Annotated in this window: 25 protein-coding genes and 1 pseudogene; 12 read left to right on the forward strand and 14 right to left on the reverse strand. The window is 66.0% G+C overall.

The window, feature by feature from the left end; all coding sequences use genetic code 11:
• Nucleotides 1-27 precede the first annotated feature (27 nt).
• Nucleotides 28-343: pseudogene (locus tag GGQ89_RS02500) on the forward strand (hypothetical protein); the annotation flags it as partial.
• Between the two features lie 66 nt (nucleotides 344-409).
• On the opposite strand, the gene GGQ89_RS02505 reads toward GGQ89_RS02500, so the two are convergent.
• Nucleotides 410-904 (reverse strand): ImmA/IrrE family metallo-endopeptidase, encoded by a 495-nt coding sequence (locus GGQ89_RS02505; protein WP_056430363.1) that lies wholly within the window; start codon nucleotides 902-904, stop codon nucleotides 410-412.
• A gap of 38 nt (nucleotides 905-942) precedes the next feature.
• Complete coding sequence (locus tag GGQ89_RS02510; RefSeq protein ID WP_184103790.1) at nucleotides 943-1,263, reverse strand: helix-turn-helix domain-containing protein; 321 nt, start codon at nucleotides 1,261-1,263, stop codon at nucleotides 943-945.
• Here GGQ89_RS02510 and GGQ89_RS02515 point away from each other — a divergent pair.
• From GGQ89_RS02515 to GGQ89_RS02550, 8 genes are all read left to right on the forward strand, one after another.
• Complete coding sequence (locus tag GGQ89_RS02515; RefSeq protein WP_156360964.1) at nucleotides 1,262-1,405, forward strand: hypothetical protein; 144 nt, start codon at nucleotides 1,262-1,264, stop codon at nucleotides 1,403-1,405. The two genes, GGQ89_RS02510 and GGQ89_RS02515, sit on opposite strands and share 2 nt — an antisense overlap.
• 30 nt (nucleotides 1,406-1,435) lie before the next feature.
• The gene (locus tag GGQ89_RS02520; RefSeq protein ID WP_184103792.1) at nucleotides 1,436-2,566 is read left to right on the forward strand and encodes a patatin-like phospholipase family protein; all 1,131 of its coding nucleotides are present in this window, start codon (nucleotides 1,436-1,438) and stop codon (nucleotides 2,564-2,566) included.
• A gap of 11 nt (nucleotides 2,567-2,577) precedes the next feature.
• Nucleotides 2,578-3,615 (forward strand): cyclic GMP-AMP synthase DncV-like nucleotidyltransferase, encoded by a 1,038-nt coding sequence (locus tag GGQ89_RS02525; protein ID WP_184103794.1) that lies wholly within the window; start codon nucleotides 2,578-2,580, stop codon nucleotides 3,613-3,615.
• 19 nt (nucleotides 3,616-3,634) lie between these two features.
• Nucleotides 3,635-5,452 carry a ThiF family adenylyltransferase gene (locus GGQ89_RS02530; protein WP_184103796.1) on the forward strand — a complete coding sequence of 606 codons (1,818 nt, stop codon included), beginning with the start codon at nucleotides 3,635-3,637 and terminating at the stop codon, nucleotides 5,450-5,452.
• Nucleotides 5,453-5,479: 27 nt separating this feature from the next.
• On the forward strand, nucleotides 5,480-6,913 hold the full coding sequence (locus tag GGQ89_RS02535) for a DUF2235 domain-containing protein (RefSeq protein WP_184103798.1): 1,434 nt from the start codon (nucleotides 5,480-5,482) through the stop codon (nucleotides 6,911-6,913).
• 86 nt (nucleotides 6,914-6,999) lie between these two features.
• The gene (locus GGQ89_RS02540; protein ID WP_184103800.1) at nucleotides 7,000-7,734 is read left to right on the forward strand and encodes a DNA/RNA non-specific endonuclease; all 735 of its coding nucleotides are present in this window, start codon (nucleotides 7,000-7,002) and stop codon (nucleotides 7,732-7,734) included.
• Nucleotides 7,731-8,621 (forward strand): hypothetical protein, encoded by an 891-nt coding sequence (locus tag GGQ89_RS02545; RefSeq protein WP_184103802.1) that lies wholly within the window; start codon nucleotides 7,731-7,733, stop codon nucleotides 8,619-8,621. Before GGQ89_RS02540 ends, GGQ89_RS02545 begins: the two co-directional genes overlap by 4 nt.
• The gene (locus GGQ89_RS02550; RefSeq protein ID WP_056430340.1) at nucleotides 8,618-8,989 is read left to right on the forward strand and encodes a hypothetical protein; all 372 of its coding nucleotides are present in this window, start codon (nucleotides 8,618-8,620) and stop codon (nucleotides 8,987-8,989) included. The genes GGQ89_RS02545 and GGQ89_RS02550 overlap by 4 nt, the downstream gene beginning before the upstream one ends.
• 450 nt (nucleotides 8,990-9,439) lie before the next feature.
• Here the strand turns inward: GGQ89_RS02550 and dcd are convergent, their stop codons facing one another.
• On the reverse strand, nucleotides 9,440-9,994 hold the full coding sequence (gene dcd / locus GGQ89_RS02555) for a dCTP deaminase (protein WP_042486309.1): 555 nt from the start codon (nucleotides 9,992-9,994) through the stop codon (nucleotides 9,440-9,442).
• A 113-nt stretch (nucleotides 9,995-10,107) separates the two neighbouring features.
• On the opposite strand from dcd, the gene GGQ89_RS02560 reads away from it, so the two are divergent.
• Entirely contained in the window at nucleotides 10,108-10,887 is a 780-nt protein-coding gene (locus GGQ89_RS02560) for a MerR family transcriptional regulator (protein ID WP_184103804.1), read from the forward strand.
• A 382-nt stretch (nucleotides 10,888-11,269) separates the two neighbouring features.
• Here the strand turns inward: GGQ89_RS02560 and GGQ89_RS02565 are convergent, their stop codons facing one another.
• Genes GGQ89_RS02565 through GGQ89_RS02575 form a run of 3 tightly spaced genes read right to left on the reverse strand, consistent with a single transcriptional unit; the run spans nucleotide 11,270 to nucleotide 12,875 of the window.
• Nucleotides 11,270-11,722, reverse strand: coding sequence for a cytidine deaminase (locus GGQ89_RS02565; protein WP_184103806.1), 453 nt, complete (start codon nucleotides 11,720-11,722; stop codon nucleotides 11,270-11,272).
• Complete coding sequence (locus GGQ89_RS02570; protein ID WP_184103808.1) at nucleotides 11,719-12,393, reverse strand: GH25 family lysozyme; 675 nt, start codon at nucleotides 12,391-12,393, stop codon at nucleotides 11,719-11,721. The genes GGQ89_RS02565 and GGQ89_RS02570 overlap by 4 nt, the downstream gene beginning before the upstream one ends.
• The gene (locus tag GGQ89_RS02575) at nucleotides 12,393-12,875 is read right to left on the reverse strand and encodes a UPF0262 family protein (RefSeq protein ID WP_056430331.1); all 483 of its coding nucleotides are present in this window, start codon (nucleotides 12,873-12,875) and stop codon (nucleotides 12,393-12,395) included. Before GGQ89_RS02575 ends, GGQ89_RS02570 begins: the two co-directional genes overlap by 1 nt.
• A gap of 97 nt (nucleotides 12,876-12,972) precedes the next feature.
• Between GGQ89_RS02575 and GGQ89_RS02580 the strand changes: the two genes are divergently transcribed.
• Nucleotides 12,973-14,466, forward strand: a complete 1,494-nt coding sequence (locus tag GGQ89_RS02580; RefSeq protein WP_056430330.1) for a replicative DNA helicase — start codon at nucleotides 12,973-12,975, stop codon at nucleotides 14,464-14,466.
• Nucleotides 14,467-14,634: 168 nt separating this feature from the next.
• Here the strand turns inward: GGQ89_RS02580 and GGQ89_RS02585 are convergent, their stop codons facing one another.
• The 8 genes from GGQ89_RS02585 to GGQ89_RS02620 form a co-directional block, all read right to left on the reverse strand.
• The gene (locus tag GGQ89_RS02585; protein ID WP_184103810.1) at nucleotides 14,635-15,003 is read right to left on the reverse strand and encodes an STAS/SEC14 domain-containing protein; all 369 of its coding nucleotides are present in this window, start codon (nucleotides 15,001-15,003) and stop codon (nucleotides 14,635-14,637) included.
• Nucleotides 15,004-15,085: 82 nt separating this feature from the next.
• Nucleotides 15,086-15,823 carry a phosphoadenylyl-sulfate reductase gene (locus GGQ89_RS02590; RefSeq protein WP_184103811.1) on the reverse strand — a complete coding sequence of 246 codons (738 nt, stop codon included), beginning with the start codon at nucleotides 15,821-15,823 and terminating at the stop codon, nucleotides 15,086-15,088.
• Nucleotides 15,816-16,274, reverse strand: coding sequence for a DUF934 domain-containing protein (locus GGQ89_RS02595; RefSeq protein WP_056430324.1), 459 nt, complete (start codon nucleotides 16,272-16,274; stop codon nucleotides 15,816-15,818). Before GGQ89_RS02595 ends, GGQ89_RS02590 begins: the two co-directional genes overlap by 8 nt.
• Nucleotides 16,267-17,892, reverse strand: a complete 1,626-nt coding sequence (locus GGQ89_RS02600) for a nitrite/sulfite reductase (protein WP_184103813.1) — start codon at nucleotides 17,890-17,892, stop codon at nucleotides 16,267-16,269. The genes GGQ89_RS02595 and GGQ89_RS02600 overlap by 8 nt, the downstream gene beginning before the upstream one ends.
• 10 nt (nucleotides 17,893-17,902) lie before the next feature.
• Nucleotides 17,903-18,199, reverse strand: coding sequence for a DUF2849 domain-containing protein (locus tag GGQ89_RS02605; protein ID WP_056430319.1), 297 nt, complete (start codon nucleotides 18,197-18,199; stop codon nucleotides 17,903-17,905).
• The gene (gene cobA, locus GGQ89_RS02610; protein ID WP_184103815.1) at nucleotides 18,196-18,987 is read right to left on the reverse strand and encodes a uroporphyrinogen-III C-methyltransferase; all 792 of its coding nucleotides are present in this window, start codon (nucleotides 18,985-18,987) and stop codon (nucleotides 18,196-18,198) included. The genes GGQ89_RS02605 and cobA overlap by 4 nt, the downstream gene beginning before the upstream one ends.
• Before the next feature lie 62 nt (nucleotides 18,988-19,049).
• Nucleotides 19,050-20,480: a succinylglutamate-semialdehyde dehydrogenase gene (astD, locus tag GGQ89_RS02615; protein ID WP_184103816.1), complete on the reverse strand. Its 1,431-nt coding sequence runs from the start codon at nucleotides 20,478-20,480 to the stop codon at nucleotides 19,050-19,052.
• 142 nt (nucleotides 20,481-20,622) lie between these two features.
• Nucleotides 20,623-21,999, reverse strand: coding sequence for a protein adenylyltransferase SelO family protein (locus tag GGQ89_RS02620; RefSeq protein ID WP_184103818.1), 1,377 nt, complete (start codon nucleotides 21,997-21,999; stop codon nucleotides 20,623-20,625).
• A 37-nt stretch (nucleotides 22,000-22,036) separates the two neighbouring features.
• On the opposite strand from GGQ89_RS02620, the gene GGQ89_RS02625 reads away from it, so the two are divergent.
• Nucleotides 22,037-22,897: an alpha/beta fold hydrolase gene (locus GGQ89_RS02625; RefSeq protein WP_184103820.1), complete on the forward strand. Its 861-nt coding sequence runs from the start codon at nucleotides 22,037-22,039 to the stop codon at nucleotides 22,895-22,897.
• Nucleotides 22,898-22,928 lie beyond the last annotated feature (31 nt).

The raw sequence follows: 22,928 nt of genomic DNA on the forward strand, positions 1-22,928 counted from the left end.
TAAGCGGCTTCGAGGCGCAGCGACGCTAATGGGCTGCGCTGGCGAGATGCGACCAGCGAGTATGGACCGAAAAAGAAGCTGTATAATCGGTGGAAGCGTTGGGGCGAGGCTGGCGTGTTCACGCGAATGGTGTAAGGTCTAGCTACTACTGGCGCCGAGCCGCAGACGGTCATGATCGACGCCACTTACCTAAAGGCATGCCGCACGGCATCGAGCCTGCGAGTTAAAAGGGGATTTTGGCCGCATGAAGGACTGGCGCCGCGTTGCCACCCCCTACGACCGCTGCCCAACCGCCTTCTTCTCGGCCATCGCCCTCGCTGCCACCGTTAACTTCTGGCTGTGATCAACAAGTCCTGACCCTATTAACGGCAACCTCCCATATACGGGCACGTTGCGCGCCGAAGGCTACTCAATACGGAGCGAAGCGGCGATAGACGTTGGCGAGGCGCAGGCTCATAGCATGGGCGCTTACGTTAAAGCGCGTCGCGAGCTGCTTCACCTGTTGATCATCATCGATCGCGTCGACCCCGCCGCAGGCGTCCAGCATGCGCTTGGGCATCAGTAGGGATGCGGCGAAGAAGTTCGCCTCGATCTCCTCGACGTCCCTCGCCAACGATGACGCGTCGTTGCGATAGTTGACGCGATACCCGTGGTCCACGTGCTCCACGATCCCCTCATGCAGCAGGAAGTGGCCGAACTCGTGTGCGATGGTGAAGCGCTGCCTGACGGCCGGATGACTGCCGTTGACCCCGATGATGCTGCTACTTCCGTTCCGGACCAGAAGTCCTGAAACGTCTTCGAGATCGCCCTTCTGAAGACTGATCCCACGGCGGTGGATCATGGCCTCCACTGGGACCGGTGGCGCATCGCCGATGCCGTCCGCGTCAAGCAGTTCGTCGACCATCCGCTCGATTCTGCCGTAACGGGCGCGACGGAACGTACTCACCGCGAAACACTCCCGCCGATGGGTGTCAATCGTGACAGAAGCGCCGTTGCCCGTCCGTCCCCAACGCGTACGTCAGTTCGAACGTCATGCTCGCCATTCACGGCACCGGCGATCAGCAGTTCACACGCATCCGTCTTCAGCGCTCTCGCGACATCCACCAACTGGTGCAGCAGTATCGCCTGCCCACCGTTCTCGATATTCGTGATGGAACTTCTGGAAAGACCGGTCTCCGCAGCAAGCATGGCTTGCGTGAGTCCGATGGCCCCGCGCCGCGCGCGGATGGCCGCGCCTACCCGGGCATAGATGTCAGCCGCCATGAACCATCTCCCGCATGCGGGGGTAATGAATCATGCCAAGGTGGAAGTCAAACACCTTGACGCGCCCGAAATCAACGAAATTGCTATCCTGGGCTGTAGCGGCGTTGCCAATCTGGTTGTCATTATTCTTAACATCGCGTAAATCCGACTGGGAAGCGGCAGGAGCGATTCGGTGGCTGAAGATCGGCAGGATGACACGAAGCGGCCCTATCGCGTGCTGAGCCTCGATGGCGGCGGAACGCGCGGGATCTACACCGCGGCGTTCCTCGACCGGCTCCTCGATCAGCATGCGCGGCGGACAGGACGAGGCCCACTTGATCTCGGCCTCGGCTTCGATCTCATCGTCGGTACCAGCACGGGAGCGATCGTCGGCTGCGCCGCCGCGGTCGGCGTTCCCATGGTGCAAGTCGTGCGCCTGTACCGGGAACACGGGCGAGCCATTTTCCCTCACCGCATCACCGGTCGCGCCAGCGTCCTCCACCGTGCGTTCGCCGGACGACGCTATGTGCGCGAAGGCGACAAGGCGCTGCGGCAGGCACTGACCGAGGTGCTCGGCACCACGACGATGATCGACGTCTACCGAGACCGTGGCATCTCGCTGTCCATTCCGGCCGTGAGGATGAGCAACCACAAGGCATGGGTCTTCAAGAAGACCCCGCGCAGCGGCGTGAGGGACGACAACTATCCGCTCGTCGACGTCTGCCTGGCGACCAGCGCGGCACCCATCTATCGTTCGCTTGCTGAGATCGACGAGCCGAACGGCTCCGGCGTCAAACAGGTGTTCGCTGACGGTGGTCTATGGGCCAACAATCCCATCATGGTCGGTCTGACCGACGCGCTCACCGTCGCAGCACCCGATCAGCCTATCGAGATCTTCTCGCTCGGCACCTGCCCCCGCCCCGAAGGAGAGCATGTGACCGGCGATGCCGCGCATCGATCCATGATGGAGTGGCGATTCGGAGCGGACGTGGCGCCGCTCGGCATCGCGGCGCAGGAGTTCGCATACGACAACATGGCTAGGTTGCTCGCCAACGCGATGAGCCAGTGCGGCCGACAGGTCCGCCGCGTGCGCTTTCCCAATAGGGAGGTGCCGGCCGGAATGATGCCGTTCCTCGGTCTCGACGACGCCCGTGACGAGGCTATGGATCGCCTCGTCGCGCAGGCGCACACGGACGCGGATCTGACGCGCAGCAACTGCGACGATCCGCGGAACGGGGAGGGGGCAATGATCCGCGCCCTGCTCGACGATCTGCCCGATGCCGCCGGTCAGGCGCATCCTTCCCCCGCCTATGCGGCCAACTGAGGAATAGACCGGTGTTCGACTGCTCCAAGGACGTGCGCGCTTTCCACGACAAGCAGGTGGTCCTTTCGCAGGCGGAGCAGACCGCCATGCGTGACCGGCGCGATGCGAACCGCCGCCGCCTCCGCAAGGGACTGGCCGACAACGGCAAACCTGCGCCGATCGAGTTCGTCAAGCAGGGCAGCTACGCCATGAAGACGATGCTCCAGCATCCGCAGAACGATTACGACATAGACGACGGAGTGTATTTCCGGAAGGACGATCTGGTCGGCTCGCGAGGCGCCGCGATGTCGGCGCTCGACGCACGATGGATGGTGCGCGACGCATTGGACGACGGCAGCTTCAATGATGCACCCGAGGTGCGACCGAACTGCGTCCGGGTGTTCTATGCGGCCGGATTCCACGTCGACGTCCCCGTATATCGTCGCGTCGATACGAACGGATCCTATTCTTATGAGCTGGCGTCGGGGGCCGGGTGGCGACGGTCCGATGCTCGCGATGTCACGGCGTGGTTCGATCGCGAACTGAACGCCAGCGGGCAGACCTATCTGCTACGCCGGCTGGTGCGCCACGTGAAGAAGTTCGCGCGAAGCCGGTCGAGCTGGTCCGGACGTATCCTGAGTGGTTTCGGTATTACCGTGCTGGTCGTCGAGAACCGGCACCTCGACGTGGCGCGCGACGACCGCGCCGTCCACGAGACGATGCGCGCCATCAAGCAGCGGCTCGACTGGAACCTCGTCGTCTCCCATCCGGTGACGCCCGGCGACACCATCACCAGCGGCGATTCCGACGGTAAGGCTTCCTTCCTGCGATCCAAGCTGGACGAGGCCCTCGGCTGGATGGAGCCTTTGTTCGAGGCGGACTGCACCCGCGAGAAGGCGCTGTCGTGCTGGGACAAGGTCTACAATACCGATTTCTTCAGCGCCCGCTACAAGGAGGAACGCGCCGCGGCGTTCGCCTGTCGCGTCGGCATCGGGTCGGCCGCCCTCATGGCGCTGGAGGCCCCCACCGCTGCGGCGGTAGTCGGCGCCGGTGGTGGACGGCATGCCTGACAGAGGCGTCCGCGGCCAGATGACGTCCGATGTCGCCGTCCAGCTCGTCGATGAGAGGCTCGCCGCCGATCTGGGGATCGTCCCGGAGCGTCTCGATGCGGGTCGGCTGCGGGCGGCTTATCCGCGCCGGGCCTTCGTCGATGGGTGGCGAATCCCCGTGGACTGTTCGGACGGCCAGACGCGTCGGGTCGATCTTCTGATCGTTTCGGCATTCCCCGCAGCATATCCCCGCACCGCGCTGGTCGACCGTCCCGACGACCTGGAATGGCCTCACGTCGAAGGCGATGGCGTGATGTGCCTCCTGCCGATCCACGCTGAAGTGGATGCCGGTGATCCGGCGGCCGTCGCCGTCAATCTGCTCGCCCGATCCGCCCGACTGATCGAGGAGCTGCTTTCCGGCGACATCGTCGAGCGCGACTTCCGGGAGGAGTTCCTCACCTACTGGTTCTACGGATCGGACTTCGGAGCACCGAAGGTGCGCAGCCTGCTCCGCCCCGGCGGACCGTCCCGCATGGTGCGGGTGTGGCGCGATCGGGCAGGCGCGATGACGGTTGCGGAGGATGCGGCGACGCTCGAGCGCTGGCTCGCCAACCTTTCCGGTTCCCCGCATGCCCGCAAGACCTGTCGGCATGAACCCGCAGCGCTGGTCTGGCTGCCAACGCCTCCTGTGCCGGCCGACTACCCGATCATCGGTGCAAACGTTGTCACCCTCGCTGCCACCGCGGGTCCGGGGGCTTCGGGCATTGTGGAGGAGCTCGCGGCAGCCACGGTCGATAACGCGCTGGTCGTCTTCGGGGCGGAGGGTCGCGGCGGCGCAGGACTGATCGCTGTGGAGACGACCGTGGCGCATAGGCGTAGCGGCGCACGCGGCGGCACCGAACATCCGTTGACCCAAGGGTTCAGGGCGGCGCCTCTCCCTGCCAGCGTGGCCGCCTCGCGCATGTTCTCCGCGGCGCCAATGCGGCGCCTTCAGGTCGATCGCGCCGATGCGAGATGGATCCATGGACGCGGCAGGGATCCCAGGATCGAACGGCTCATCGCGTCCACCGTCGTCGTGATCGGGTGCGGGTCGCTCGGCTCATCCGTCGCCGCCAGACTGGCCCGTGCTGGCGTCGGGCGACTGCACCTCGTCGACAACGACGCGCTGGCGTGGTCCAATGTCGGTCGACACGAACTGGGTGCCGATTGCGTCGGGTTCAACAAGGCGAAGGCGCTGGCCGAACGCCTTCGTCGCGAGTTTCCGCACATGGATGTGGCGGGGCACGATTTGGGAATGCACGTACTGCTCTCCCACCACGAGCGGCTGCTGATCGATGCCGATCTCATCGTCGCAGCGACAGGAAGCTGGGGAGCGGAAGGCGCACTGGACAGGTGGCATGTGGCGACAGGACGCAACGCTCCGATCGTCTATGGTTGGCTGGAGGATCTCGCGCTCGCGGCGCACGCCGTGACCATATCCAAGACCGGTGGATGCCTGCGCTGCGGCTTCGGTCCAACCGGTGTTCCGCTCCTCCCTGCGTTGGATTGGCCGTCGGGCCGCACCGAGCACGAGGAGCCGGCATGCGGCAATCACTACCAGCCCTACGGCGCGGTTGAGCTCGGTTTCGCGGTCGATCTAGTCGCGACGACATCCCTTAACGCACTGCTTGAAAGGCCAGCGGAATCGGTCGAGCATGTCTGGCTGACCGCTCGAGCCAACACGGTCGCGGCGGGAGCGATGCTGGCCGAGACGCTGACGCGCCGTTCAAATCAGGTGCCGCTCGGAGGCGGACTGGTGACCGCGCCTTGGCCGAAGGGCTGCGAGCACTGTACGAACGCTATCAATCTGGCGGCTTGAGACGAAAACAGAATGGAGGGGGCATCGATGCCGAAGAACATAGTGGTCTTCTCCGATGGCACGGGCCAGGACGGCGGCGTCCGTCCGGAGCAGCGGATGAGTAACATCTTCAAGATGTATCGCGCATCCAGGCCGGGCCCCGACAGCTTGGTCGATCCCCGCGATCAGGTCGTCTTCTACGATCCTGGTCTTGGAACGGAAGCCGGGGCCACGGGGCTGACTTCGGTCCGCCGCTGGATCGCGAAGCTGCTGTCGTCGGTGACGGGACGCGGCATCACCACCAACATCGCAGACTGCTATGAATTCATCATCAACCACTACCGTCCCGGCGACCGCATCTGGCTGTTTGGCTTCAGCCGCGGCGCGTACACCGCCCGCAGCGTGGCGACCGTCCTTCGACTCTGCGGCGTCCCTACCCGCATTCCGGAGGGGGACCTGCCCCGCTTCCGGAATGCGGGTAGGGAGGTCGCGGATCAAGCGGTCATCCGGGTGGCTGAGCATGGTGCGGGCCATCCGCGCGCGCGATACGAGGCCGAGCGCGAAGAACTCGCCCATCGCTTCCGCATCGAACACGGATCGGACGTCAACGGCGAGGCGAACGCCGCGCCCTACTTCATAGGCGTATTCGACACTGTAGCCTCGCTCGGCGCGAAGGGGCCTCTGCGGATTGCGCTTGGTGCGGTTCTCGCGCTCTTGACGGCGGCTTCCGCCGCAACGGCGGCGACGATAATCCATCGGCTGTTCGACACCGGCTGGACTGCCTCGTTCATCGTCGCGGCCGCGATCATCGTCTTGGTCGGGGCTTGGCTTTATCTCCGGACAGCCCTCAAGACCTTCAAGCCGTCCGTAGCGGGAGGACGCAGGACCTTCCACTTGGCGCAATGGAGCGGACGCGACTACGACAAGCTGCTTGGCCGGGCGGTCGTCCATGCGCGACATGCGATCGCCATAGACGAGAACCGTGCGGATTTCCCTCGGGTGCCTTGGGGGCCCGGCAAGGGCGTGGAACGCCGCCCGGAAGTCGAGGGTGAACCGAAGCCGTTCGTCCAAATGTGGTTCGCGGGCAACCATTCGGACATCGGCGGCAGCTATCCCGAGGCGGAGTCGAGGCTGTCCGACATAGCGTTGGAGTGGATGCTGGAGGAGGCGCGCTCCGTGCGTCATCCGCTGATCGTCGACGATACCCGCATCCACCTGTTCCCTTCGGCGGATGGCGTCCAGCATGATGAGGTAGTGGGCATGTCCGACACCGTGCGAAGCCGCACACCGTTCTGGCTGCGTCGGCTCACGCGGTCGATCACCTGGAAGGTGCAGCCGCGCGACCTGAAGGACACCGCCACGATGCATCCGAGCGTGTCCGAGCGCTTCGCTCTTGATGCCGTGCCCCGGCAGGGTGCCGATGGACCATATAGACCCGCTGTGCTGCGGACGCACGAGCTCTTCCGGGATCATTACCTATGATGAAGTGGCCTTTGCGGTCACACTCCGTAGGCAGGCCGCCCCTCCACGCGAGATCGTGGATTGCGACGGCGGTCTGTCTGGTCGGGGTGACCGCATCGACCCCGACCATGGCTGTCCAGTCGGAACTGCACACCTTCCACTGTCTCCACGGATGCCCGATCGGAGCCGCCGACATCGACGACATCGTCGTGCGAGAAATCTACACCTTGGCATCCAACGACCTGACGAAGATGGCGGACTGGGTCGCCTACCGCGTGACTCCGTCCTCGATCGGACCGTCCGGTGAACGCAAGTGGACGGCGGATCCATGGCTCGATCCCGACGAGACGCTGGAACCGGCAGACTATGACGGCGCGCCCAAGGCGCTGGGAATTGACCGTGGGCACCAGGCGCCGCTCGCCGGCCAATCCGGCACGCCGTTCGCCGCCGACACCAACATCCTCTCCAACATCACGCCGCAGGGTGCGGCTTTGAACCAAGGGGCGTGGCAGCGGCTGGAGGCGCGGGAGAACGACCTCGCCCGCAAGGAGAACATAGGGGTCTACGTCCTGACGGGGCCGTTGTTCGAGCGTGTCCTCCCGCCGATGCCGAATGCCGACGAGCGTCATCGGGTCCCATCGGGCTACTGGAAGGTGATAGCGACGCAGGACGGTCGTCTCGCCGCCTTCATCATGGACACGGTCGCACCGAGGACGCTCGACCATTGCGACGCCAGGGTGACGCTGGACGAGGTCGAACTTCGGTCACGCCTCGGTCTGTTCCCACGCCTCACGGCCCGGTCGTTCCGGAATCTCTCCTCCGAACTGGGGTGCGTACCATGATTTCGATCCCGTCCGGTCCGACGCTCCGCATCGTCGTCTGCCTGCTGCTGCCGACGGTTCCGAGCGGCTGCGCGACGGCGCCTTCCGCCGACCTGACGGGATTCGGCCGCGCGGCATCAACCCTGCAGACGGACACGACCACGACCTTTGCGGAGGCCAATCGACTGACCCGATCGGTCGAAGTGGACCGCTTCGTCCGGTCCGGCGCGATCGGCCTGTCGGAGCGGCGCTTCCCGGCGGCTGTTCCACCCGAGGTCGCCGCCAAATGGCGCGGCGCACTCGGCGATCTCGCCCGCTACGGAAACCTGTTGGCGACCCTGACCGGGCGCGGGCGGGGCGGCGTCCAGACCGACGCCTTCCGCGAACTGGGTGTCCAGCTGAACGCGGGGCCGACCGCAGCCGGCCTCGATCCCGGCGTGTCCGCCGGATTCGCCACCCTAGCAGGCGCGCTGGTCGATCTCCGGGCGCAGTCCAGCGCTCGCGACATTCTTCGACGCACCGACCCGGAAGTCCGCACCCTTCTGATCGCGATGGCGGACGCCGTCGGCAGGAGCGATTCCGAGGGGTTGCGGGGCACGGTCGCCTCGAACTGGGCGACGGCGCTCTCTGTGCATCAGCGCGCATACGCCGCTGCCGCCACGGAGAAGGCTGATGCCCGTCAGCGACAGATCGTGTCCGACTACCTCGTCGGCATCGACAGGCGGGACGCGCAACTCGCGGCACTCGCCGGTCTGCGCGCGTCGCTCCTTGGCTTGGCCGACGCGCACACCGCCGCCGCCAACGGTTCGCGGCGCCCGTTCGGTGAGGTGCTGAAGGACATCAACGATCGGCTGGATAGGACGGAAGCCACCTACCGGGCGATCGAGAAGGCGGGAGACGCGAGATGAACAGCGATGATACCATGGCGGTCGGCCCCGGCGACAATCCCGACCTGCATGCGATGCACCGCGATCTCGTCGCCCTCGTCCGTCGGCTAGAGTGGGCGATCGATTCCGCCCCGGACGCTGCGGCGATCGTTGCCATCACCGAGCAGATGGCCGAGGTGAACGCACGCGTGACCTCGACGGGCCGGGTGCTGCTCGCGCGGCAGACGGATGAGATTGCACGTCATGCCAAGGCGTTTTCCGATGCAGTCCCCGAGATAGAGAGGGAGATCGACGCTCTCCGGGACTGCGAGCGCATGGTCGCGGCTGTGGCGGCGCTGCTCGGCACCGTCGACGAGGCGGTGCGCATCGCCAAGCTCACGTGCCGATGAGATCATCCAACGGCGCCGACGCCCCCTGAGGACTGAGGAGACGAGAGAGGCGGCAAATACCCTATCCGTCATGATGGAGGAGGTCGACCGAAAGCACCTAGTGCGACTGAAGAGCGTTTGCAGCTGAACGCTCGAGCGAGGGCAGACCCGCATGGTCACGTAATTCTGCCGCGACTAATTCCATGCTTTCGTCCGGTCCGAGCCGATGACGCATTGGCTCGGAAATTCGTACTTTCGGACTTCGCGCCCCACAAGACCCGTCACGCGCACGGCATACCGGCGCCTCGGCTTGGCTGGCGGGCGAAGCGTAAGTGTGGTCGACTACGCGTCGCGGACGGTAGTAAATCGGTTCGACGGCACAGGACAGCCTCGAGCCGTATGAAAGTGGCGGAAATTCGCTGAATGTCAGTGTAAGGTTGTGCGAGTGTCAATGTAAGGTTGTGCGAATGATTATAGCCGAGGCAGCGTCACCCCGCGCTGGCCCATATATTTGCCCGCCCGGTCGGCATAGCTGGTCTCACAGGGCTCGTTGCCCTTCAGGAACAGGAACTGGCAGGCGCCCTCATTGGCGTAGATCTTGGCGGGCAGCGGCGTGGTGTTGGAAAATTCCAGCGTCACATGGCCTTCCCAACCCGGCTCCAGCGGCGTGACGTTCACGATGATCCCGCACCGCGCATAGGTCGACTTGCCGAGGCAGATCACCAGTACGTCGCGCGGCACCCGGAAATATTCGACCGTCCGGGCCAGTGCGAAGCTGTTGGGCGGAATGATACAGCAATCGGTCTTGCGGTCGACAAAACTGTTCGATGCAAAGTCCTTGGGGTCGACCACCGCGCTGTCGACATTGGTAAAGATCTTGAACTCGTCCGCCACCCGCGCATCATAGCCATAGGACGACAGGCCATAGCTGATGCAGCCGTCGCGACGCTGGCTCTCGACGAAGGGTTCGATCATGCCTTGGGTCTGCGCGGCTTCGCGAATCCAGCGGTCGGACAGGATCGACATCTTCATTTCCTTCAGGTTTGGCCGCTCATCGCCGGATCGCGGGGGGAGGGCAAGCGGCAACCGTCAAAAAGGGGCTTGCGGTTGACGCAACGTCAAGCGGTACGGTGCGGCGCATGACCACCATGCTCGACATCACCGAAATTGCCCGCGCCACCGGCCTGAGCAGCCGGGCGCTGCGCTTTTACGAGGCGCGCGGATTGATCCGGCCACTGCGCAGCGAGGGCGGGCGGCGGATTTTCGGCGCAGGCGAGTTGGAGCGGCTGCACGCCATCGTCGCGCTGAAACGCGCAGGCTTCACGCTGGCGGCGATCGGACAGATGCTCGACCGGCCAAGCGCGGCGCTGGGGCCGATGATCGCGGCCCAGGCAAAGGCGGTCGAGGCGGAACGTCGGGCACTGGCCGAGACCGCCGCGCTCCTGACATCCATCCAGTCCCGCATCGATGCCGGCGAGCGCATCGACGTCGCGACGCTGTGCTCGCTGATACGAAAAGGGAATGCCATGACGACGACACAATGGAAATCGGTGGTCGACCGCCATTTCACCGAGGAAGAACAGGTGCATTGGGCGACGCGGATGGAGGCACTCGGCCCCGAATTCGACCAAAAGGCCTATCAGGCGCGCTGGTCCGATCTGGGCCAGCGGATCGCGGCGGCGCTGCCGATGGACCCGGACTCGGAGGCGGCACGAGGCTTTGTGCGCGAATGGTTCGCGCTGCTGGCACCGTTCCGCGCGGTGGCGTCATCGGAGATGTGGGCGGGTGCGACTCGGTTGCACGAGAATCGCGCGGATTGGGATGGACAGGCCGATCCCGGCTTTTCGGCCGATGTGTGGCAGTTCATTCAGGCCGCCGGTGCGGCGATTCGGTCGCGGGGGGAAATGCCGGAAGCTTGAGTCAATTTGTTCACGCGAAGCCGCGACGCCGCGAAGAATGATGATGTTCGCGCGGAGGCGCGGAGACGCGGAGGGGAGCGTATCCGATCGTAAGCGATGGCGGGTCATTGCCGGGGGCACGGGAGACTAAACCTCTTCTTCTCCGCGCCTCCGCGTCTCCGCGTGAAAAAATCTTCGCGTCTTCGCGCCTTCGCGTGAGAAATCAGCCATTGCACCAAGCTATGTGCTCGCGCGAAGCTGCGAAGTTTCAAGATTGGTTCGCGCAGAGGCGCGGAGGACCCAGAGAGAGTGCGAGGTTACTAGCCGCTCCTAAAAAAGAAGAACTGTAAACTTCCTCTCTGCGCTCTCTGCGCGAACAAGATATCCGCGCCTTCGCGCGAATTCAGCCGATTCCCAAATCCGCCGGGCCGAACGCGTCGGGAAGCAGTTCCGACAAACGATAGGTCCGCACCGCGTCGCCCTCGGCCGCGCCGCAATGGACGGGCAAGTCGCGGCCGCCCATCTGTGCGGCTTCGTTGATGACCTGGCGACAGCGGCCGCAGGGACTGACCGGGGTGGTGCCGGTCGGCACGCCCGCAGCGTCCATCGCGCCGCCGATCACGCCGATCGCGACGATCTCGCGCAGTCGCCCCGCCGCCGAGGCGGTGGCGATCGCGACGGTCTCGGCGCAGAGCGACAGGCCGTAGCTGGCATTCTCGAAATTGGCGCCCGTGATGACCGAGCCGTCCTCCATCAGCAACGCCGCGCCGACCGCAAAGCGGCTATAGGGCGCATGGGCGTTGCGCGCGGCATCGCGGGCGGCCGTGATGAGGGCGTGAGGATCGATGGCATTCATGGTGTAACGACGTCCCAGTTTACGGGGCCTTCCACCCCCTCGACCCGGCGGAAATCGCTGGCACGCCACATGCGCCAGGGGCGCGCGGCATAATCGGGCTTGAGCAGATTGCCGATCGCCCAGACCGGACGGTCGAGCGCGGTGGTGATGTCATATTCGCGCTCGAACGGTTTGGACACGCGCAGCATCACCGGCTTTCGCGTATGCGTCTCGACCATCGCCACGAAGCGGGTCAGGTCGGCGACCAGCTGCGCACGCTCGGGCCGGGCGGCGCAATCGTCGTGAAAGGACAGGTCGATCGCGGTGGGCAGAGCGTCGCCCGCGCGCGGCACGAAGATGTTGAAGGCATCCGCCTGTGCCGCGGCAGGCTGGCACAGCGAATAGATATGGACCGCGCCGCGCCGCATCCCCGCCTCGGGCAGGGCGTCCCAATTGCCCTCGAACGAAGGGTCGCGCCGGTCGGTGCCCGAAGTGGCGACCAGATAGGCGAAGTCTGCGCCGTTCGCGCGCAGCGTGCGCCATTCGACGGCAGGCGGGTTCTCGGGCAGATCGATGCCTTGCAGCGCATAACGCTCGGTCGGTGGCTGCCAATGGGTGGCCCAGTGCCGCCCGCCCGCGCTGATCGCGCCAAGGGCCAGCAGGCCCGCGCCGATTTTCCAGAGAATCGCCATCAGTTGCGGATATGCAGGACGCAGAGCAGCGTGAACAGACGGCGCGCGGTGTCGAAATCGACCTCGATCTTGCCGGTCAGCCGCTCCTTCAGCATCTGCGCGGCGTCGTTATGAATGCCACGCCGGGCCATATCGATCGTCTCGATCTGTTGCGGCGTGGCGGCGCGGATCGCCTGGTAATAGCTGTCGCAGATCGCGAAATAGTCCTTGATCGGCCGCCGGAAACGCCCGAGCGCCAGCACCAGGGTCTCGATATGCGTGCCGTCCTCGCGGTGCATATGGATGCCGAGTCGGCCTTCTTCCGACTCCAGCTTGATGCGGTAGGGCCCGGCATAGCCGTCCGCCTGCGGTCGCTGCGGCGCGAAGTAATTTTCCTCGATCAGGTCGAAGATCGCGATCCGCCGTTCCTGCTCGACATCGGCCGAGCGCCAGCCCAGGCTGCGCTCGTCGAGATCGATGGATATGATCCGGGGATCGGCCATGGGACGGGGATAGTCGCGAAGCGCGTGCGCCGCAAATCCCCCGCTGATCGACGCAATGCGTTTTGCTCCGACGCCACTCCGCGCTAACGCCGACGAAATGGCCACCCTCGCATTCCAGAACCCCGCTGCCGCCACCGAGCCGCAGCAGCTTCCCCGCAATATCGAGGCGGAGGCCGCGCTGCTGGGCGCGATGATGATCGACAACCGGCTGGCCGACGATCTGGTCGACCGGCTGGACCCGGAGCATTTCTTCGAGCCGGTGCATGGCCGCGTATTTTCCGCGATCAAGAATCTGCGCGCCACCGACATGCTGGCGACGCCTGTCACGCTGCGCCCCATGTTCGAGGCGGACGAGGGGATGAAGGCGCTGGGCGGCCCGTCCTATCTGGCGCAGCTGACGGGTTCCGGCGCGGGCCTGATCGGTGCGCGGCAGTTCGCGACGCAGATCTATGACCTGGCGATGCTCCGCGCGCTGGTGACGGTGGGCCGCACGTTGGTCGACCGGGCGATGGACACCTCCGAAGAGGTGAACCCGCGCGCCCAGATCGAGCTGGCCGAGAATGAGCTGTTCAAGGTCGCGGCGGACGGCGGCTCCGAGAATGCGGTCAAGAGCTTCTCCCAGGCCACCACCATGGCGGTCAAGAATGCCGAGCGCGCACTGAACTCGGGCGGCCATGTCTCAGGCATCACCACGGGTCTCGACTCGGTCAATGCCAAGATCGGCGGTATGCACCGCTCCGACTTGATGATCCTGGCGGGCCGTCCGGGCATGGGCAAGACCTCGCTGGCGACCAACATCGCGTTCAACGCGGCGCGTCGCTGGATGCGCGACATGCAGGACGGCATCCCGCCCTCCGAGTCGGTCGGCGCCAAGGTCGCGTTCTTCAGCCTCGAAATGTCGGCCGACCAGCTGGCGACGCGTATCCTGGCCGAGCAGTCGGGGATCAGCTCCGAAGCGCTGCGCATGGGCAAGATCAGCCGCAACGAGTTCGCCCAACTCGCCGCCGCCGCCGCCGAGCTGGAGCAGTTGCCGCTATTCATCGACGATACCGGCGGCCTGACCATCTCCGCGCTCCACACCCGCGTCCGGCGGCTTCAGCGGCGGCTGAACAACGAGCTGGGTCTGGTGGTGGTCGACTATCTCCAGCTGCTGACCGGCTCGGGCAAGTCGTCCGAGGGCAATCGCGTGCAGGAAATCTCGGAGATTTCGCGCGGGCTGAAGACGCTGGCCAAGGACATGAACGTGCCGGTGCTGGCGCTGTCGCAGCTGTCCCGTGCGGTCGAGCAGCGCGAAGACAAGCGCCCGATGCTGTCCGACCTTCGCGAATCGGGCTCGATCGAGCAGGACGCCGACATGGTCTGGTTCGTGTTCCGCGAAGACTATTACATGATGCAGCGCGAGCCCAAGCGCCCGATGGAAGGCGATGACGGCAAGGTCTTCGAGGACCACGCGAAGTGGGCGACCGAGGTGGAGCGGGTGTACGGCCTGGCGGAACTGATCGTCGCCAAGCAGCGTCACGGTGCGACCGGCAAGGTCGTGATGAAGTTCGACCCGACGATCACGCGGTTCACGGATTTCGCGGGGTATTGATCCGCTGCGGTTGAGGGCTGGGGTGTCTAACCCCGCCCTCCGTTCAGCCTGAGCGAAGTCGAAGGCCAAGGGAGTCCCCCGCCGCATGGTCCGGAGCATGCACTTCGACTTCGCTCAGTGCGAACGGAGGTGGGGGTAGGCGAGGGGTAGGCGAGGCTTCTCGCAACCTCACTCCTGCGGTGCGAACAGCCAGGTGCGGGCTGCCTCCTTGCAGGTGAAGAACCGAAACTCTTCGTGGTCCTGATTGGCGCGTACCGCCTGAAACCGCGTCAGCGCGCCCGGGGTATAGACGGCGACGCGGCCCGAACGGACGGCGGGATTTTGCATCATCTGGATAAAGGCGGCGACGACCTCCTGGCTCTGGATCATCGCACCCGATAGATCGCACAGGCTGACAGGCGTGCGGCCGGTGGCGCGGATGCGGTGGACGGTCTGTTCCAGCTCGCGGGCGAAGTCGGCTATGGTGTCCAGGGTCCAGAACCCGTGCGGCGTCACTTCGAAATAGCCGCGGGCCAGGTCGACCGTCACCTTGTACATGGAAGGCTCCTTCATCCTGTCCGGCGACTTGTGTCGCGGCGCGGTTAAGACAGGATGAAATGGAAGCCCGTCACGCTCCGGTTTATATCGCCGAAACAGGCCGGTGGATGCCGCATTCCACCTTGTCGAATCCGCGCCAGCGCCCCGCGCGCGGGTCTTCGCCGGGCTTCACCTGGCTGGTGCAGGGCGCGCAGCCGATCGAGAGATAGCCCTCCGCCTCCAGCGGATGGCGCGGCAGGTCGTATGCGGCGAAATAGCCGTCCAGCGCCGCCTTGTCCCAGTCCGCCAGCGGGTTGAGCTTCAACCGGCCATCCTCGACCTCGAACCGGGGCAGGGCGCGGCGGGTGCCCGCCTGGAAACCCTTGCGACCCGAAATCCACGCCTCGAACGGCGCGAGGCCGCGTGCCAGCGGCTCGACCTTGCGCAGGTCGCAGCAGCCATCGGGGTCGTATCCATGGCGGATGCCGTCCGGGTCCTTCGCCGCCAGCAGTGCGGGGTCGGGCTGGATCACACGGACGTCCAGCAGGCCCAGTCGCGCGACCAGCGTGTCGCGGTACGCCAGCGTTTCGGGAAACATCTTCAGCGTGTCGGTAAAGACCACCGGGGTCGCCGGATCGGCGCTTGCGACCATATGCAGCAGCACGGCGGACTCGGTGCCGAAGGACGACACCGCCGCGATCTGCCCGTGCAACTCGCCGGTCAGCAGGGTGCGCAGCATGTCCGGCGCGGGCACGCCAGCGAAGCGCGCTTCATACGCCGCCGCATCCTCGTCCGTATAGGTCGGCCGCACGTCGATCCGGTCGAGTGCACGCTCAGCCATGGCGTAGCTTCCACACCGGCACGCGGGCGTCGGCGGCCTTCTGATAGGGCTGGGGGTAGAGCGCGAGCAGCTTGGTCAGCGTTGCCGCATCGACCGGCTTTTCGGGCGCGAAGCTGTCGAAGCCGCAGCGGCGCATGTGCGGGATCTGGTCGACCAGCACGTCGCCCGCCGCACGCAACTCGCCCTCGAACCCCGCCTCGCGCAAGATACGCGCCGCCGAATAGCCGCGTCCGTCGCGAAAGGTCGGGAAGCTGATCTCGACCAGCGCGATCTGTCCCAGATGCTCCAGCAGCTCGCGCGCATCGTCGCCCGCCTCCAGCCGGACGGCGGTGGCGTTGGTCTGGCCCAGAAAGGCGTCCAGCGTCACCGCCGGTTCGTCATGCACCACATCGTCGCGAAAGCGCAGCAGCGTCTCGCCCGCGTTCGTGTTTACGGTGATGGGATCAACCATAGATCGCTTCCTTGAACGGCTGCATGCCGACGCGGCGATAGGTGTCGAGGAAGCGCTCGTCCGCTTCGCGCAATGCGACATAGCGGTCGGTCACGCGCTCGATCGCGTCGACCACGCCGTCCTCATCGAAGCCGGGGCCGGTGATCTTGCCGAGCGAGACGTCCTCCGCCCCCGATCCGCCGAGCAGCAGCTGGTAATTCTCGGTGCCTTTCTTATCGACACCCAAAATGCCGATATGCCCGGCATGATGATGACCGCAGGCGTTGATGCAGCCCGAAATCTTCAGCTTCAACTCGCCCAGCTCGCGCTGCCGCCCGGCGAAACGCTCGCCGATCTTCTGCGCCAGCGGGATGGAGCGGGCATTGGCCAGGCTGCAATAATCCAGGCCCGGACAGGCGATGATGTCGGAGATCAGGTCGAGGTTCGCCTCGGCCAGCCCGGCGTCGCGCAGCGCGGTCCAGATGACGTACAGGTCGGCCTTGCGGACATGCGGCAGGACGATGTTCTGGGCGTGGGTGACGCGCAGTTCGTCATGGCCGTAACGCTCGGCGAGGTCGGCCACCAGGTCGATCTGGTCGGCAGACGCATCGCCGGGGATGCCGCCGATCGGCTTCAGGCTGATCGTGACGATGGCGTGGCCCGGCTGCTTGTGCGCCGCGACATTCTGATCGAGCCAGACCGCGAAATCGGGGTCGGCGCGGTCGACCGTGTCCGGCGCATCGCTGGCGAAGTCGGGACCGGTAAACATGGCGGTGATCCGCTCCAGCTCGGCGAGTGGCGGGTCGATGCCGAGGTCGCGAATGGCGGCGAACTCCGCCTCCACCTGCTCGCGATAGGCATCGACGCCGATCTCATGAAGCAGGATCTTGATCCGCGCCTTGTAGATATTATCGCGACGGCCATAGCGGTTATAGACGCGCAGGCACGCCTCAAGATAGCTCATCAGATGGTCGGCGGTGATGAAGTCCTTCACTTCATGCGCGATCATCGGGGTGCGACCCATGCCGCCGCCGACGAAGATCTTCGCGCCCAGCACGCCGTCGCGCGTCAGCAGCTGAATACCGATATCGTGCAGCCGCATCGCCGCGCGATCCTCGTCCGCCGCGATCACCGCGATCTTGAACTTGCGCGGCAGGTAGGTGAACTCGGGGTGGAAGGTCGACCATTGCCGCAGCAGCTCGGCCCAGGGGCGGGGATCGGCGACCTCGTCGGCGGCCGCCCCGGCGAACTGATCCGACGAGATGTTGCGGATGCAATTGCCCGAGGTCTGGATGGCGTGCATTTGCACCGTTGCCAGCTCGGCCAGGATGTCGGGCGCATCGGCCAGCTTAATCCAGTTATACTGGATGTTTTGACGCGTGGTGAAATGGCCGTAACCGCGATCGTATTTCCGCGCGATATGGCCCAGCATCCGCATCTGGCGGCTGTCCAGCGTGCCATAGGGCACCGCGACGCGCAGCATATAGGCATGCAACTGGAGATAGAGACCGTTCATCAGACGGAGCGGCTTGAACTGATCCTCGGTCAGCGCGCCCGACAGGCGGCGTTCCACCTGGTCGCGAAATTCCTCGACACGGGCATCGACGATGCTCTGGTCATATTCGTCATAGCGATACATGGCGGTTCTCTCAGATAACCCAGGCGCCGGCATCCGCATCGGCGGGCTTCAGCGTCAGGTCGGGGCGCACCGTGGGGCCGAGCGCGCGGATACGGTCCTTGATATGGGCGGGGCGGGGGCCCTGTTCGGTCGCCTCGGCATCGATCAGATAGGGCACGTTGACCCGGCGCGCGCCTTCCTCGGCGCGAAGGATGGCCTCGCCTTGTCCGCCGACATCGACCGCGTCCTCGATATGACGCGACCAGTCGCGCCCCGTCCACCAGACGACATCGCCGGTACCCAAGTCATTGCCCGTCAACAGCTTCATGCGCTCATTCCTTCCGCCACGCGGGCCCAACGCGCGAGCTTGTCTTCGGCATCCGACAGGATCACGACTTCGCCGACGACGATGATCGCCGGGCTCTGCACCGCCTCGCGCTCGACCATCGCGCCGAGATCGGCGAGCAAAGTGCGGATGGCGCGATGCCCCTCCAGCGTGCCGCGCTCCAGCACCGCGACGGGCATGTCGGGGGCGACGCCGTCGGCCATCAGCTTGTCGGCGATACCGTTGGCGGTCGCCACGCCCATATAGATGACGAGCGTGCGGCCCTGACCCGCCAACCCGGACCAGTCCTGATCGGTCAGCCCCTTGCACTGGCCCGCGACGAAGGACACGGCCGAGCTGTGGTCGCGGTGGGTCAGCGGCAGCATCGCCTCTGCCGCGCAACCGAGCGCCGCCGAAACGCCGGGGATCACCTCGACCGGCAGGCCGGCGGCGCGCACCGTCTCCACCTCTTCGCCGCCCCGTCCGAAGATGAACGGGTCGCCGCCCTTCAGCCGCACGACGATCGCACCCGTCTTCACATGCGCGACGATCAGCGCGTTGATCGCGTCCTGCGACAGCGTATGCCGCGCGCGCCGCTTGGCGACCGAGATGCGCTGGGCCTGTGGCGGCGCAAGGTCGAGGACGCGGGGATCGATCAGCCCGTCATGCACGACGACATCGGCGGTCTTCAACGCCTCGACCGCGCGCACGGTCAACAGGCCCGGATCGCCGGGGCCTGCACCAACCAGGATCACGCGGCCACGCGCGGTGGGATCGAGAAGACTAGCCATGCTCCAAAGATGATCCCCCCGACCACGATCGACAACCGAGCGATGCTTGGGGTGGAGTTAGATCAGCTATGCGGGCGCAGGCCGATCGGGATCGTAGCCGCGGCGCTGTCGCTTTCGGCGCTGGCGACCGGATAGGCGCAGTAATCGGCGGCGTAATAGGCGCTCGGGCGGTGATTGCCCGACCAGCCGATGCCCCCGAACGGGGCGCTGGAGGCCGCGCCGTTGGTCGGGCGGTTCCAGTTGACGATCCCGGCACGGATGCCGGTCCAGAAGGCGTCGTACCGCTCGCGCGAGGGCGAGATCAGCGAGGCGGACAGGCCGTAGCGGGTGGCGTTGGCTTCCGCGATCGCATCCGCAAAGTCGGATGCGCGGGAGACTTGCAGGACTGGGCCGAACAACTCGTCGTCGGGACGCTCGGCGACGGTGCCGACGTCGAGGATAGCGGGGGTCAGAAGCGGCCGGTCGGGCGAGATGCGCTCCAAGGGGCGGATGGTCTTCGCGCCACTCGTCACCAGTTCCTCGACCCGCGCGAGCAGATGGTCCGCTGCGTCATTGTCGATTACCGGCCCCATGAAGGGCGCGGGCTCGTCATGCGGCGCGCCGAGGATCAGCCGGTCGACCAGCCCGGTCAGCGCCGTCATCAGCGGATCGAACAGCCGGTCCTCGACGATCAGCCGTCGCCCGGCGGTGCAGCGCTGCCCGGCGGTGGTATAGGCCGACTGGACGATCAGCGCGGCGGCGGCGTCGAGGTCGGGATCGTCCCAGACGATGATCGGGTTGTTGCCGCCCATTTCCAGCGCCAGGATCTTTTCCGGCTGCTCGGCGAACTGGCGGTTGAGCGCCAGGCCCGTGCGCGCCGAGCCGGTGAAGAGCAGCCCGTCGATATCGTCATGCCCGGCAAGCGCACGGCCCTGATCCGGTCCGCCGATCAGCAGCCGCACGACCCCATCGGGCACCCCTGCCGCATGATAGCATTCGACCAGGAACGCGCCCGTCGCGGGTGTCTTTTCCGATGGCTTGAACACCACCGCATTGCCCGCCAGCAGGGCTGGCACGATATGGCCGTTGGGTAGATGGGCGGGGAAATTATACGGCCCCAGCACCGCCAGCACGCCATGCGGCCGGTGACGCAGCGCCATGCGCCCGCCGCCCGGCTGGTCGGTGAAACGCTCGCCCGCGCGCTCGGCTTGCGCGGTGATCGAGATCGCGACCTTGGCGATCACGGTGTCGACCTCGGTCCTCGCTTCCCAGAGCGGCTTGCCCGTCTCGCGCGCGATCAGGTCGGCAAAGGCGTCGGCGCGTGCCCGCACGATTTCGGCGAAGCGGCGCAGCGTCTCGATCCGCTCGGCCAGCGGTGTCATCGCCCAACCGGCCCATGCCGCCCTGGCGGTAGTGACCTCCGTACTGACATCGCCGACGGGAAGCTCGGCAATCAGCGCGCCGGTTGCGGGTTCGTAGGTCGATAGCGTTTCGGTCGTGCGCGGTGATGACATGGCATTGATCCAGACAAGCCCCTCTCCTTCAGAGGAGAGGTTGGGGTGGGGCCTCTCCACCGATGCCAGGTCTGGGGCGGGCGCCCCACCCCCGGCCCCTCCCCTGAAGGGGAAGGGGGAGTCAGGCCCTTGTGATGCGATGCTAGGCCGCCGCAACCGGGTCGGCAAGCGCCCGGCCCATGGCACGCACCCGCGCGACCTTGTCGTGGAGCAGGGTCCAGTCGTCATGCTCGGCGATCGGGGCCCAGATCGACTCGACCTCTTCGATCAGCATCGACTCGGGCTCGCCCTGCCAATAGGCATCGTCGCGCGCGCGGCGTGGAGCATAGGGCTCGATCAGGTCGCGGAGCGCGTTCCACGTCTCGTCGTAATGATCCGGCACCTGTCCGCCGAACAGATCGAAATAGGCGCGGTCTAGGCTCGCCTGGCTGTCCCGCAGCGCGCGTTCGAAAGTCTGGACGAGCGCGCGGTCCTCGGTGCCGCCGCGCGGGGTCAGCCCCAGCCGCCAGAGGATCGCGGTCACGATCTCTTGCTGATAGGTCGTGGCAAAGCCCTCCAGCGCGGCGATCAGCGGATCGCTCTCGGCGATCAGGCGCAGGCTGGAGGCGAGCTGCATCACGTCCCACTGGATCGCCTCGGGCTGGCGGGCGAGCGCGTAGAGGCCGCTATGGTCGAAATAGGCGGCGGTGAACTCGGGGTCCCAAGTGGGGGCGAACCGCCAGGGACCATAGTCGAAGCTCTCGCCGGTCACGTTGATATTGTCGGAATTGAGCACGCCGTGGACGAACCCGGCGGCCATATAGCGCGCCGCCAGCGTCGCGGTCCGCTGCGCCACCAGGGTCAGCAGCCGGACGGGATCGTCCGAGTCCTCGCCATAAAAGTGGCGAAGGACATAAGCGACCAGCCGCCGCATGCCCGCTTCGTCGCGTTCGAAGGCCAGCCGCTGGAAACTGCCGATCCGGATATGGCCATGGCTCATCCGCACCATCACCGCCGAGCGGGTGGGGGAGGGTTCGTCGCCCCGGTGCAGCGCCTCGCCCGTCTCGATGATCGACAAGGTGCGCGAGGTGGGAACGTTCAGCGCCTCCAGCATCTCGGTCGCCAAGATTTCCCGCACGCCGCCCTTCAGCGTCAGGCGACCGTCGCCGGAGCGGCTGTACGGCGTCTGCCCCGACCCCTTGGTGCCGAGTTCGAGCAACCGGCCATCGCAGGCCGTCATCTGCGCGAAGGTGAAGCCGCGCCCGTCGCCCAGGTCGGAATTGTAATGGCGGAACTGATGCCCGTGATAGCGCATCGCGAAAGGCCCCGGCAGCGTGTCGGGCAAGGGCTGGAACCGGCCGAGATGCGCGGCCCATTCCGCATCGGTCAGCGTCTCCAACCCGATCTCGGCCGCCGCCCGGTCGTTGCGGAAGCGGATGATCGTCTGCGGGAAATCGGCGGGCGCGACGGGATCGGCGATGAAATCGGCGATCTCGGTCAGGGCGGTCGAAGGGCGATAGGCTTGCGGGGATACGGGCATGCCGCGATATGGAGGCGGCACCGGAGGACCTTCAAGCATGATCCCTCATGAGAATCGATATTGGTGGTCGAAGGACGGCCTGCGGCTCCATGCACGGGATTATCCGGGGGACGATACGCTGCCCCCGGTCATCTGCCTGCCCGGCCTGACCCGCAATGCCCGTGATTTCGAGGGGCTGGCCGAGGCGCTTGACGGCCGCGCGCGGGTCATCGCGGTCAGCTTCCGGGGGCGGGGCGAGAGTGCCTATGCCAAGGATCCGATGAGCTATGTGCCGCTGACCTATGTGCAGGACGTCGAGGCGATGCTGGACGAGTTCGGCATCGGGCGCTTCGTCGCGGTCGGCACCTCGCTGGGCGGGATCGTGACCATGGTGCTGGCGGCGACCGCGCGCGAGCGGCTGGCGGGGGCGGTGCTGAACGATATCGGGCCGGAGATCGAGGCGGCGGGGCTCGGGCGTATCCGTGGTTATGTCGGCAAGGGGCAGAGCTTTCCCACCTGGCTGCACGCCGCGCGCTGCGTCCAGGAGAATAACGAGGACGTCTATCCCGGCTGGGGCGTCGAGGACTGGCTGGCCATGGCCAAGCGCACGCACCGCCTGACCAGCGCGGGGCGGATCGTGCTCGATTACGACCTCAAGATCGCCGAGCCGTTCCGCGTGCCCAATACCGAGGGCGGGCCGGACATGTGGGCCGCGCTCGATGCGCTGAACGGCGTGCCGACGCTGGTGATGCGCGGCGAGCGGTCGGATATCCTGAGCGCCGGGGTCGCCGAGCGGATGGTCGCGCGGCTGTCGCCGTCCGAACTGGTGACGGTGCCGAGCGTCGGCCACACGCCGTTGCTGACCGAGCCCGAGGCGCTGGCGGGGATCGGCCGCTTGCTCGACACGGTGGCGGGGTAAGACCGGCAAATTCCTCCCCTGCAAGGGGAGG

It is taken from the genome of Sphingomonas yabuuchiae (assembly GCF_014199595.1).
Classification (GTDB): domain Bacteria; phylum Pseudomonadota; class Alphaproteobacteria; order Sphingomonadales; family Sphingomonadaceae; genus Sphingomonas; species Sphingomonas yabuuchiae.

What these genes read in the sequence shown, in the direction of transcription:
- GGQ89_RS02560 (WP_184103804.1), top strand. Translation starts at nt 10,108, where the DNA reads ATGACCACCATGCTCGACATCACCGAAATTGCCCGCGCCACCGGCCTG.
- GGQ89_RS02550 (WP_056430340.1), top strand. Translation starts at nt 8,618, where the DNA reads ATGAACAGCGATGATACCATGGCGGTCGGCCCCGGCGACAATCCCGAC.
- GGQ89_RS02565 (WP_184103806.1), bottom strand. Translation starts at nt 11,722, where the DNA reads ATGAATGCCATCGATCCTCACGCCCTCATCACGGCCGCCCGCGATGCC.
- GGQ89_RS02580 (WP_056430330.1), top strand. Translation starts at nt 12,973, where the DNA reads ATGGCCACCCTCGCATTCCAGAACCCCGCTGCCGCCACCGAGCCGCAG.
- GGQ89_RS02510 (WP_184103790.1), bottom strand. Translation starts at nt 1,263, where the DNA reads ATGGCGGCTGACATCTATGCCCGGGTAGGCGCGGCCATCCGCGCGCGG.
- GGQ89_RS02585 (WP_184103810.1), bottom strand. Translation starts at nt 15,003, where the DNA reads ATGTACAAGGTGACGGTCGACCTGGCCCGCGGCTATTTCGAAGTGACG.
- GGQ89_RS02625 (WP_184103820.1), top strand. Translation starts at nt 22,037, where the DNA reads ATGATCCCTCATGAGAATCGATATTGGTGGTCGAAGGACGGCCTGCGG.
- GGQ89_RS02515 (WP_156360964.1), top strand. Translation starts at nt 1,262, where the DNA reads ATGAACCATCTCCCGCATGCGGGGGTAATGAATCATGCCAAGGTGGAA.
- cobA (WP_184103815.1), bottom strand. Translation starts at nt 18,987, where the DNA reads ATGGCTAGTCTTCTCGATCCCACCGCGCGTGGCCGCGTGATCCTGGTT.
- GGQ89_RS02575 (WP_056430331.1), bottom strand. Translation starts at nt 12,875, where the DNA reads ATGGCCGATCCCCGGATCATATCCATCGATCTCGACGAGCGCAGCCTG.
- GGQ89_RS02570 (WP_184103808.1), bottom strand. Translation starts at nt 12,393, where the DNA reads ATGGCGATTCTCTGGAAAATCGGCGCGGGCCTGCTGGCCCTTGGCGCG.
- GGQ89_RS02595 (WP_056430324.1), bottom strand. Translation starts at nt 16,274, where the DNA reads ATGGTTGATCCCATCACCGTAAACACGAACGCGGGCGAGACGCTGCTG.
- GGQ89_RS02545 (WP_184103802.1), top strand. Translation starts at nt 7,731, where the DNA reads ATGATTTCGATCCCGTCCGGTCCGACGCTCCGCATCGTCGTCTGCCTG.
- GGQ89_RS02590 (WP_184103811.1), bottom strand. Translation starts at nt 15,823, where the DNA reads ATGGCTGAGCGTGCACTCGACCGGATCGACGTGCGGCCGACCTATACG.
- GGQ89_RS02605 (WP_056430319.1), bottom strand. Translation starts at nt 18,199, where the DNA reads ATGAAGCTGTTGACGGGCAATGACTTGGGTACCGGCGATGTCGTCTGG.
- astD (WP_184103816.1), bottom strand. Translation starts at nt 20,480, where the DNA reads ATGTCATCACCGCGCACGACCGAAACGCTATCGACCTACGAACCCGCA.
- dcd (WP_042486309.1), bottom strand. Translation starts at nt 9,994, where the DNA reads ATGTCGATCCTGTCCGACCGCTGGATTCGCGAAGCCGCGCAGACCCAA.
- GGQ89_RS02600 (WP_184103813.1), bottom strand. Translation starts at nt 17,892, where the DNA reads ATGTATCGCTATGACGAATATGACCAGAGCATCGTCGATGCCCGTGTC.
- GGQ89_RS02530 (WP_184103796.1), top strand. Translation starts at nt 3,635, where the DNA reads ATGACGTCCGATGTCGCCGTCCAGCTCGTCGATGAGAGGCTCGCCGCC.
- GGQ89_RS02505 (WP_056430363.1), bottom strand. Translation starts at nt 904, where the DNA reads ATGGTCGACGAACTGCTTGACGCGGACGGCATCGGCGATGCGCCACCG.
- GGQ89_RS02620 (WP_184103818.1), bottom strand. Translation starts at nt 21,999, where the DNA reads ATGCCCGTATCCCCGCAAGCCTATCGCCCTTCGACCGCCCTGACCGAG.
- GGQ89_RS02535 (WP_184103798.1), top strand. Translation starts at nt 5,480, where the DNA reads ATGCCGAAGAACATAGTGGTCTTCTCCGATGGCACGGGCCAGGACGGC.